This is a genomic window from Streptomyces sp. NPDC032091 (assembly GCF_055580265.1).
Map to the genome: position 1 here is coordinate 40,755 of NZ_JBVILR010000031.1, position 9,526 is coordinate 50,280.

Consider the following 9,526-nt stretch of genomic DNA (forward strand, 5'->3'; position numbering starts at 1 on the left):
CCGCGATGAGCGACACCTTCCCGGCGCTGCCCGCCGGACCGACCCCGGCGCTCGCGCCGCCCTCCAACATGCCCGCCCTGGAACCGGCTCCCGCCCCCTCGGCGCCGACTGGGCCGCCTCCCGCTCAGGTCCCCGGGTACACCGCCCCCACGCCACCGGAGCCGGGGCCGCTGTGGGAAGAGGTACCCGCCCCGGCGCCCGCCACGGAGCAGCCCGCGCCGGCCGAGGGGCCCGGCACGGCCCTGGAGCCGGTAGGGGCGCCCCCTCTGCCCGCCCCCGTAGGCCAGGAGCTGCCTGGCCAGGACATCGAGCAGGCCGCGGAGAAGATGGGCATCTCCGTCGCAGCGATGCTGGAGCTGTTCACCTACCTCCGGCTCGTCGCCCAGCTGGCCAAGGCCGGACGGTCCCTGCGCGGGGTCGGCGCCCGGGTCCGCGAGACGTACGAGTACGTCGCCGACTGCGCCAAGTCCGTGGACCACCAGGTGGCGCTCGCCGCGCACCTGGAAGTCGACCCCAACACCCTGGCCGAGCACCGGGAAGCCGCGCAGGTGATGCGCGGCGCGCTCGCCGCCGCCCGCCGGATGGCCTCCAGCGCCGAGGAGATGGCCGTGCTGTTCGCCCAGGCCGAGGCCGCGCACCGCACCGACTACGGCGCCATCGCCGAACGCGCCGCGAACATGCCCGACGGCATCGACATGGCGAGCCGCAACTTCTACCGCACCCGCTGACCCGCCCCGGGCGCCAGGTGGTGGGGGAACGCCTGCGCCGGCCGCAGCGGCTCCCCCGCCACCCGCCCACCGCACCCAGAAAGGACCCGCTGTGATCCCGTCCGTCGAACGGATCCGCACCGCGCTCATCCGCACCCGGGACATGACCGGGCGGGCCGGGACCGTGGGCGGCTGCGCTGTCCTGCTCGCCTCGACCGTCACCCCGACCGCCGCGCTCGCTGTCGTGCCCGCCGCTCTCGCCACCGGCGGCGGGTTCCTCATGACGGTGGCCCCCCACCAGGTCCCGGCCTGGCTCAAGGGCATGTACCTCTCCCCCACTCTCACCTTCACCGCCGCCACCCTCGGGTTCCAGATCGTCCCGGGGATGCAGCCCTGGGAGCTCGCGGCCGCCGCCCTCTGGACGGGCATCACCTGGTGGGTGCGCCCCGCCCAGTGGGTGCGGCTGAACGCCGCCGCCCTCACCAAGGACCCCCAGGAGGCTTCGGCCGCCGAAGTCACCGCCCCCGCGCCGCAGATCCTGACGACCGGTCCCCTGGAGGCGCGCCTGGCGTCCTGGTGGGCGGCCGCCGCCGCCATCGAGGGCGGTCTCGCGCCGGGGACCTGGCTGGAGCAGCTGCGCGTGAGCGGGCCCCGGGACTGGTCCGCGCAGATCGTCGCCCCCGTCGGCTACCCCGTCCCCTCCGTCAGCACCGAGCGGCTCTCCGCCCTCATCGACACCCCCGCCGACCTGATCCACGTCGGCCCGGTCCCCGGGAGCGGTACGGGCCGCAAGCAGATCAGCGTCGGCAAGGCCGCCGCCGCGACCGACTTCCCCTCGGTGTGGGCGCAGCAGGTCGCCCCGTCCGCTATGCCCGGCGCCCAGGTCATCCGAGTCCGGCGGGGCAACACCATCACCGGTGAGTGGGAGGAGGTGGCCCAGCCGTGATGGCCCGCACGGCAGTCACCCCGGCCGCCGCCGAGTTCGACGTCGTCGAGATCGAGGTCGCCGTCCCGGCGGGCCGGGTCATCACCTACGACCACCGGCTCCTGTGCTCCGCCCTCGGCGTCACCGACCCTGCCTGCGTCGCCGTCGAGACCGACGGCCTGGGGCGGGCGCTGGTCACGATCTACAAGCGGCCGCCTCTGGCCAACCTCCCCGAACCCGCCCCCGAGACCGACCTCGTCATGGACGCCGACGGGTACATCACCGTCGGCCGCTACCACGACGGGGAACCGGCCCGGATGCGCCTGTACGAGCCGGGGTCGGGCGCGCAGCGCGCCGCGATCTTCGGCACCACCGGGGCGGGCAAGTCGAGGTCGCTCCAGCTGGTCCTGGCCGCGGAGAAGCGCTCGGGGATCTGCACCTGGCTCGCCGACCTCAAGATGGGCCAGTCCGTCCCCGAAGCGCGAGGGAACGTGGACTGGCACGTCACCACGCCCGAGGACGCGATCCGGATGCTGCGGGCCGCCGTCGCGGTCGCCCTGGAGCGAATGCAGCGCTACGCCGCCATGGGCCGCAGCTCCTTCTTCGCGGGGATGCCGGACCCCCTGATCACCGTCAGGATCGACGAGGCCAACCGCTTGCTCGAAGACGGGGCGCCTTACCGGCAGGAGGCCGCCTACCTCATCAAGGAGTTGGGCAGGACCGGCAGGAGCGTGGGCGTTGGGGTGTCCCTGTCCGCGCAGGCCGGCCACGTCGAGGAGCTGGGCGGCTCCGACACCCTGCGCGGCATGTTGAAGGAGGGCGACACCGTCCTGCTGCGCTGGTCCTCCGGGATGATGGCCTCCATCGTCTCCGACGGACTGCTGCCCGACGGCGTCTCCCTCGTCCCCATCCCCCGCCTCGACGGCCCGCCCGCGCTGCGCAGCAGGTTCGACACCGGCCACGGCGCCCGCGTCCTGGGGTCGTCCACGGCCGGGATGGCCTACCTCCTGGGCTCCCACCGCCCCTCGGTGCTGATGCGGTTCTTCCGCGTCGGCTCCCTGACCCCGGTGGACGGGCTCGACCCGGCGATCCTCGCCCTCTACGGGACCGGGGACCCGACCCGGCTTGAGGTCGCCTCCCACGCGGTCGCCGGAGGCGCGTACGGCAACCGGGGCGGCGCCATCCTCCTCACCCCGCCCCGGCCCGCCCCCACGCCCGCGCCCGCTCTCGTGCCGCAGGCCCCGCTCCCGACTGCCCCGGCCGTCGAGTTCACGGCCGAGCCCACCGCCCCCGCACCCGCAGCCGAGGTTCCCGAGCACACCGCCGACGCCGGGGCCCCTGGGCACATCGCCGGACCGGACGCCCCGATCACCAAGGGCAGCAACGGCGGCAAGGGCGGCACAACCGCGACGTCCCGCATCAAGGCCGTCATCAAGGCAGCGGGCGGCACCCTCACCAAAGCCGGAATTGTCGCCGCCCTCAAAAACGACGGCGGCCGCGACCTGTCCGCCTCCCGCGTCGGCGCGGTCCTCTCGGAGCTGACCGGCGAAGGAGTCCTCATCTCGCCGCAGCGCGGCACCTACCGACTCCCCTGACCCTCGCGTGAGCCCGCCCCATCCGGCAGGGGCGGGCTCACGCGTTCTCCCCGACCTGCGGAAGCGAGCACACCGACATGAGCCACCACCTCGACCCCGTCGCCACCCCGGCGCCCATCTGGCAGCCCGCGCCGGCCCCGGCCGCCGAGCTGGAGCTCTACCCGGTGCCGGTCCCCGAGTCGATGCCGGTACTCCTGCCGGACGGACGCACCGCGTGGGCCCGCCAGGTCATCCCCCGCCTCGAACCCGCCCCCCTGCCCATGGCGGCCGCGCCGATCCCCGGCTGGGCCAAGGGCCTGGCCCTCGCCTCCGCCGCCCTGTCCTTCGTCGCGCTCTCCGGGGCCGCCGCCCTGCGGATCGCCGCCCCAGCTCTGGAGGTCGCCATCACCTTCCTCGAAGCCCTGATGACGTTCGCGGTCATCGCCGCCGTGGTCCTCCTCGGCGTCGGCCTCAAGGTCCGCGCCAGCCACGGCGCCGGAGCCCAGAACGCGCCCGTGATGAACCTGTCGATCGGGAACATCACCGCCGGGGCCGGCGGTGCCGGCGGCCGTTGGCTCTCGCGCGGCGGGCAGGGCGGAGCCGTCCACCTCAACATCACCAACCAGAAGTAGCCCGGAAAGGCATCCGTTGTGGACCAGGTGAACCTCTACCGAAAGGTGCTCGCCGAGAAGGGCGAGTACTGCGGATGCCAGGGCGCGTGCGGCAAGGACCACGGCGGGGGCACCTGCCGGGCCGGAGCGACGGGGAAACCGGTACGGCTCATCGCCGCCCCCTACCCGCCCCGCCCCAGCGACGCCGCGAACGCCTCCGCCCCGCCCGGCACCTACTGACCGTGGTGCGGACCGTGCTGGGGCAACGCCCTCACCGCCGTCCGCCAGGCCCTCGCCGACACCAACCACCAGCGGATGGCCGCCGCCCAGATCCCGATGTTCGACCTCCCCGGAGCCGCCGCATGACCACCGAACCGGACCCGTACGAGTCAGCCCCACCCCTCGACGAGGAGCTGGACGCCGTCACCGCCCTCGCCCGCCGACTGAACCTCGACCCGTCACTGCTGCGCGAGTACACCCTGCGCAGGGCTGCCGCCGACGACCGGCTTGCCCGCGCCGCCCCCGGCAACACCCGAGCCGACACCCGCGCCACCGTCAGCGCGTTCGCCCTGCTCCTCCACGACCTGAACAACCCCGGGCAGGCCGCGGGCCCGCTGCCGCCGGCCACCGCCGAACTGACCACGTACATCCGCCAGGAGTACGCCGCCTACCGAAAGGACCACACCTGATGACCACCCCCGACCCCACCCCCGGCGCCCGTCTCGACGGCGCGCTCGCAGATACGGCCGCCGCCGTTGCCCGCACCGACACCAAAGCCTCCGCGCTCCTGGCCGCTCTCGGCTTACCCCTCGCCGTTCTCGCCGCCGCCCTGCCCGGCCGCCACCTCCCCCCGTCCGCGTCCGTCCTGACCACCCTCGGCGCTCTCTCCCTGGTCGCCGCGATGTTCACCGTCCTGCTCGTCATCCGCCCCCACATCACCCCCGAGCGAGGCACGTTCCTCCACTGGGCCGACTGCACCGAACAGGAAGTCCTCGACGACCTCGCCACCGACCGACGGACGCAGCACCTCGTCCAGCTCTCCCAGATCGCCACCCGCAAGTACCGGGCCCTGCGCATCTCCGTGTACCTCACTGACGCCGCCCTGCTGCTGCTGGCTGCCGCGTTCCTGACCGCCTGACCGACGCCTTGGAGGGGAAGCAACACACGATGACGACCATCAGCGAAGTCGCCACCGCGTACACGAAGCTGCTCGACTCCCGTGTCGAGTTCCACGCGCGTACCTTCGGCGCCCGCGTCGAATCGGAGCTCGCCGACGCACAGGACATACACCGCTACCAGCAGGCCAAGAAGGCCGGCCGAGCCCGCGCCGAAGCCGGTAGTCGCGTACGGCGCGCACAACGGCGACTGAAGAAGGCCACTACCCCGCAGGAGACCGCCCGCTTCGCCGGGGAACTCGATGCCGCCCGCACGGCCCAGGCCACGGCCGAGGACGCGTACTCGGCGCTGCGGAAAGCGTCGTCCGAGTCCGGCTCGCTCTCCGCCTTCGGCCAGCTGGTACGCGCCTCATTCTGGCCGTCCCTGGCTGTGGCCGCCGCCTTCGCCGTGTACTTCGTCGCAGTCCTGTCCTGGAAGCCGGTACAGGATCCCTCTGCCGCTGACGACGACGACGCTTTCACGCACACGGACCGGCGCGGCCTGATCGGATGCCTGTCCATCCTGGGCTTGGGCCTGGTCGCGTTCTTCTTCGTCTTCCTGGTCTTCGGGCCTCTCGCCGCGCTCATCGTCCTCCAGATCGCCTTCGTGTCCGCGATCCTCGGCATCCGGGCCTGGATGCGGGCCTGCGACGAACATGAGAAGTACGTCCTGGGCATCACCGACTGACCCCGGCAGCGAAAGTGGGCGGGCTCGGTCCCCTGAACCCTCAGGGGACCGAGCCCGCCCCTCTTTTCGCGTTTCAGGCCACTGTTCGGTTGCCGGTCACCTTCAGCGAAGACCGTCCGTAGATCCTGCTCCGACTCCATCCTGATCTCCACACGACAGGAGAGGGGCGCTCGGTGGACTTCGAGTTCGAGTGCGGGTGGTGCGGCGAGACCTGCGCCGTCTACGGCAAGCCGGTCGGGTTCTGGGTCGAGAAATACGAACTTCCCGCCGAGTGGGACTGCTGGAGCTGCGGCGGCACCAACGAGACCCCCGACGACTGACCTCGGCCATCGGTAGGCGTCTGCCGACCGCAGCGGTGGCCAGCCACCAGCGTGATCACTTCCTCCGCGAGGTAGCCGACCTGGGCCTTACGCGGTGCCCGTCCCGGCCGTCCGGCGTCGACAACGGTAGGCACTGCATTGCCGCGAGGGCGCCAGCCCGGCGCCTGCGGAGTCCTCCACCCACCTCTGGGCCCGCCTGCTACGCCTGCGCCGACGGGCGCAGCAAGCCGCTCAACTCGGCCCCGGCCGACGATCACCCGAGGTGGTGGCTGCCTCCGGCGAGCGGAGCGCTTGATAACTGAGTTATCGACGAAGGCTGGTTGCCGATCTGCCTACACCTACGCAATCCGGATGGAACGGATGTGCTCGACATGTAATGGCCGTGTCGGTGCTCGCGCCAGTTTGTATGAAGTTAGTAAGCTGCCCTCATGGTTACCCCGAATCCCGCTGGAGACAGAGAGAAGGTTGTCTCCAAGCTTCCGCCTTCGCTGCATCAAGAGCTCAAGATCCGCGTGGCGGAACTGAGGGTTGACATCCAGGACGCAGTCGCCGAGGGCATCGAGCTGTGGCGGAACACCGGCACGGAACGGCCCGCCGTGCAGACTGCTGGCTCCGCCACCTTCTCCACTTGGCTCCCCGCCGGCCAGTGGGAACAGCTCAAGGCCGCCTGCAATGATCGCGAGATCCCCTACGTGCAGGGGCTCGCCCAAGCGGTAGCGCTCTGGCTTGAAGAGCACCCGTCAACGCGAATCCGCCCCGTCAAAGGCATTACCCGACGCATCGTGGTGTGCAACCAGAAGGGCGGCGTGGGGAAGACGGCCGTCGCGGCAGGTATTGGCCAAGCGCTCGCTGAGGGCGCCGAGTTCGTTGAAGCAGTGAACGAGACCCTCCGAGCGACGCTTGGGGATCGATACGAAGCCGACGCGAAGCTCCCGGCTCACGAGCTACGCGTGCTGCTCGTCGACTTCGACCCCCAGGGCCACCTCACGAGGCAGTTGGGCCTCCAGATGATCCCCAACAAGAAGGGCAACAGCCTGGCGCAGTTCATGGCTCAGCAGGTCCGCGATGGGCACATCAGGGACCTGGTCGTCCCTCTCTCCGACGAACGATTTGGCGGCCGCCTCCACGTGCTGCCGTCCTGCCAGGATGCGTTCCTACTGGACCTCATGATCTCTCGGGACCGCAACCGACAGGCGACTCTGGAACGGGCTTTGGAGCCTCTGGAGCCGGACTACGACGTCATCCTGATCGACTGCCCTCCGAGCCTCGGACTGGGCATGGACGCGGCGATCTTCTATGCTCGCCGCCGCCCGGGGGAGAGAGCGGGATCTTCCGGAATCGCGATCGTGGTGCAGGCCGAGGACAGCTCAGCTGACGCCTACGACATGCTGATGGAGCAGATCGAGGACGGGCAGGCCGACTGGCGCATCGACATCGATCAGCTCGGCCTTCTCGTCAACCTCTATGACGGCCGGCGTGGCTACATCGCCACCTCATCGCTGCAAGCCTGGAAGGAAATAGGGAATCCCCGAGTGGTGGGTGTCATCCCCGACCTCAAGGAACAGCGCGAGGCAGTACGCAAGAAGAAGCCTCTCTTCGTGCATGCCCCCGCCCTTGAGCAGGCAGTAGCCCTGCGCAAGATCACGAAGGAGATCTCGGCGTGAACTCACGTCTCTCAGCGGCAGAACGCGTTGGCGAGTCAGCCAGCTTCGGCCGTGTCACCCGTCGGAGTGAGCGGGGCCAGATCATTGCGGCCCAGCTCGGGGAAGCCACCGAAGCAGGACCGCCCACCGAACTGTTCCTCGACCTCATCAGCTCGAACCCCGAGAACCCCCGCGAAACCATTGCAGACATTGAAGGTCTCGCGTCGAGCCTCATCGAGATCGGCCTTGTACAGGCCATCACCGTGGCATCGGTGGCTGCCTACCTGGAGCACCGGCCGAACGTCGGGCACAAGCTCGATGACGGCGCGCAGTTCGTCGTGGTGGATGGGCACCGCCGCCTCGCTGCGGCTCGCCATGCCGGGCTCAGGTCCATCAAGGTCGTCGTCAACGATGACCTTGCCGCTACCGACGAGACGCTGCTGGAAGCCGCCTACGTGGCCAATGCGCAGCGCGAGGGACTTACGGACCTTGAGGAAGCGGCAGCTCTGAAGCGCCTCGTGGAATTCCATGGGTCACAGCACGAGACAGCTCGCCGTATCGGGAGGAGCCAGGCGTACGTCTCCCAGAAGCTGTCGCTGCTCGACCTGACGCCCGAACTGCAAGCTGACCTTCAAGCCGGCCGTCGCCAGGTCAATCAGGTCCGTGGGTTGGGCAAGCTGACCCCCGAGCAGCAGCGTGCGGAGGCTGACCGTCGCGCCGTGGTGACCCGCGCGAAGAAGGAGGAGAGGAAGCAGCAGGCGAAGGGCCTGGTGCCAGCACCGTCACCGGCAGCTGATAACTCAGTTATCACCGGTGCGCCCGGATCGCCGACGTCTTCCGCGAATGCCGAAGGCGTGGAGCTCCCGGAGAGGGCGCAGGCCGATGACTTCGCGGGCGCCCCGCAGGCCATGGCTGTCGAGCCCCAGGTACCGGGTCCTGCTCGCGAAGCAGTAGCCATGCCCACAGGGGTGTCAGATTCGCTCGGACCTGCCCAGGAAGGCCTCACCAGCGAGGTCTCCGTGCCGTGGCACGACGGCAACGCCGCCATGGACATCGCCCTCATCAGTTTGAGCCAGGACCAGCGCAGTGTCTTTCTGCACCGGTACATCGAACGGAGCGGAAGCACGGAAGCGCTGGTAGACGATCTCTCCCGGGGCCTACCTCCGTCCGGCCGTCTGCGGCTGGCCGACATCCTCGGCGAGGTCGCGGAACGCCTGCGCGTGGTGTAGGCCCGAGGGTCCTGGATCAGCTGGACGGCCCTAGGGGCCGACCCCTCGTGGTGTCGTCCCCGGCAGGATCGAAGGAGCTCAGGGTGCCTTCTAGCCCCCGCCTCTGGCGGGGGCTTCTGCCATCTTCGGGGGCTGTCGTTCACTCCTGCCGGTGACTGTGTTCGGCCTGTCCAGCGAAACCGATCAGGTACCCGTGACCTTCCCGAGTGCTCCTCGATACGCATTGATCACGTCCGCCCAGCCGTCAACGCGGCGGCGTGTGCGTTGATCGGACTGCCGTCGGGGAGGACCAGTGACCACCGAGGATGTGGAGCGGCAGCTCCGTACGGATAGCGAGGGGAGCCGAGATGGCGATGCAGTTGAGCAGGCACGGCCGGCTGGCGCGGGAGTACTGGCAGACGTACCGGCCGCAGGCCCTGGAGGAGCTGGGGAGTCTGGAGGAGCAGGAGGCCTTCTTCGTGCGTCTGGATCTGCGGCTGGGGGAGCGGATCGGGCAGGTGGCGGAGGAGCTTCTCCTGGAGGTTCCGATGGCGGAGCGGGGCGCGGTCCGGCGGGCGGTGCGGAAGCAGGCGCAGGAGATGGTGTACGACCAGGAGGTGTTCCTGCCCAAGGAGCAGGGGACGGAGCACCGGGAGATGTAGCGGCCCCGCGGTTTCGTCCGGCCGGTCAGCAGGA

At 70.4% G+C, this 9,526-nt stretch carries 12 protein-coding genes; all 12 read left to right on the forward strand.

Annotated features, from left to right (window positions below; genetic code table 11):
• The first annotated feature begins 5 nt into the window (after nucleotides 1-5).
• Nucleotides 6-728 (forward strand): hypothetical protein, encoded by a 723-nt coding sequence (locus tag ACZ5NJ_RS34150; protein ID WP_468770190.1) that lies wholly within the window; start codon nucleotides 6-8, stop codon nucleotides 726-728.
• Nucleotides 729-819: 91 nt separating this feature from the next.
• Nucleotides 820-1,653 (forward strand): hypothetical protein, encoded by an 834-nt coding sequence (locus tag ACZ5NJ_RS34155; protein WP_468770192.1) that lies wholly within the window; start codon nucleotides 820-822, stop codon nucleotides 1,651-1,653.
• The gene (locus ACZ5NJ_RS34160; protein WP_468770194.1) at nucleotides 1,653-3,227 is read left to right on the forward strand and encodes a DNA/RNA helicase domain-containing protein; all 1,575 of its coding nucleotides are present in this window, start codon (nucleotides 1,653-1,655) and stop codon (nucleotides 3,225-3,227) included. Before ACZ5NJ_RS34155 ends, ACZ5NJ_RS34160 begins: the two co-directional genes overlap by 1 nt.
• Nucleotides 3,228-3,304: 77 nt before the next feature.
• Nucleotides 3,305-3,838, forward strand: a complete 534-nt coding sequence (locus ACZ5NJ_RS34165) for a hypothetical protein (protein ID WP_468770196.1) — start codon at nucleotides 3,305-3,307, stop codon at nucleotides 3,836-3,838.
• Nucleotides 3,839-3,856: 18 nt separating this feature from the next.
• A complete protein-coding gene (locus tag ACZ5NJ_RS34170) occupies nucleotides 3,857-4,057 on the forward strand; it encodes a hypothetical protein (RefSeq protein WP_468770197.1) in 201 nt (66 codons plus the stop codon).
• A 122-nt stretch (nucleotides 4,058-4,179) separates the two neighbouring features.
• On the forward strand, nucleotides 4,180-4,506 hold the full coding sequence (locus tag ACZ5NJ_RS34175; RefSeq protein ID WP_468770199.1) for a hypothetical protein: 327 nt from the start codon (nucleotides 4,180-4,182) through the stop codon (nucleotides 4,504-4,506).
• The gene (locus tag ACZ5NJ_RS34180; protein ID WP_468770201.1) at nucleotides 4,506-4,955 is read left to right on the forward strand and encodes a Pycsar system effector family protein; all 450 of its coding nucleotides are present in this window, start codon (nucleotides 4,506-4,508) and stop codon (nucleotides 4,953-4,955) included. Before ACZ5NJ_RS34175 ends, ACZ5NJ_RS34180 begins: the two co-directional genes overlap by 1 nt.
• A 29-nt stretch (nucleotides 4,956-4,984) precedes the next feature.
• The gene (locus ACZ5NJ_RS34185) at nucleotides 4,985-5,659 is read left to right on the forward strand and encodes a hypothetical protein (protein ID WP_468770203.1); all 675 of its coding nucleotides are present in this window, start codon (nucleotides 4,985-4,987) and stop codon (nucleotides 5,657-5,659) included.
• 173 nt (nucleotides 5,660-5,832) lie between these two features.
• Nucleotides 5,833-5,979 carry a hypothetical protein gene (locus tag ACZ5NJ_RS34190; RefSeq protein WP_468770204.1) on the forward strand — a complete coding sequence of 49 codons (147 nt, stop codon included), beginning with the start codon at nucleotides 5,833-5,835 and terminating at the stop codon, nucleotides 5,977-5,979.
• A 428-nt stretch (nucleotides 5,980-6,407) separates the two neighbouring features.
• Nucleotides 6,408-7,643, forward strand: coding sequence for a ParA family protein (locus tag ACZ5NJ_RS34195; protein ID WP_468770205.1), 1,236 nt, complete (start codon nucleotides 6,408-6,410; stop codon nucleotides 7,641-7,643).
• Entirely contained in the window at nucleotides 7,640-8,851 is a 1,212-nt protein-coding gene (locus ACZ5NJ_RS34200; protein ID WP_468770206.1) for a ParB/RepB/Spo0J family partition protein, read from the forward strand. The genes ACZ5NJ_RS34195 and ACZ5NJ_RS34200 overlap by 4 nt, the downstream gene beginning before the upstream one ends.
• 347 nt (nucleotides 8,852-9,198) lie before the next feature.
• Nucleotides 9,199-9,492: a hypothetical protein gene (locus tag ACZ5NJ_RS34205; RefSeq protein ID WP_468770207.1), complete on the forward strand. Its 294-nt coding sequence runs from the start codon at nucleotides 9,199-9,201 to the stop codon at nucleotides 9,490-9,492.
• Nucleotides 9,493-9,526 lie beyond the last annotated feature (34 nt).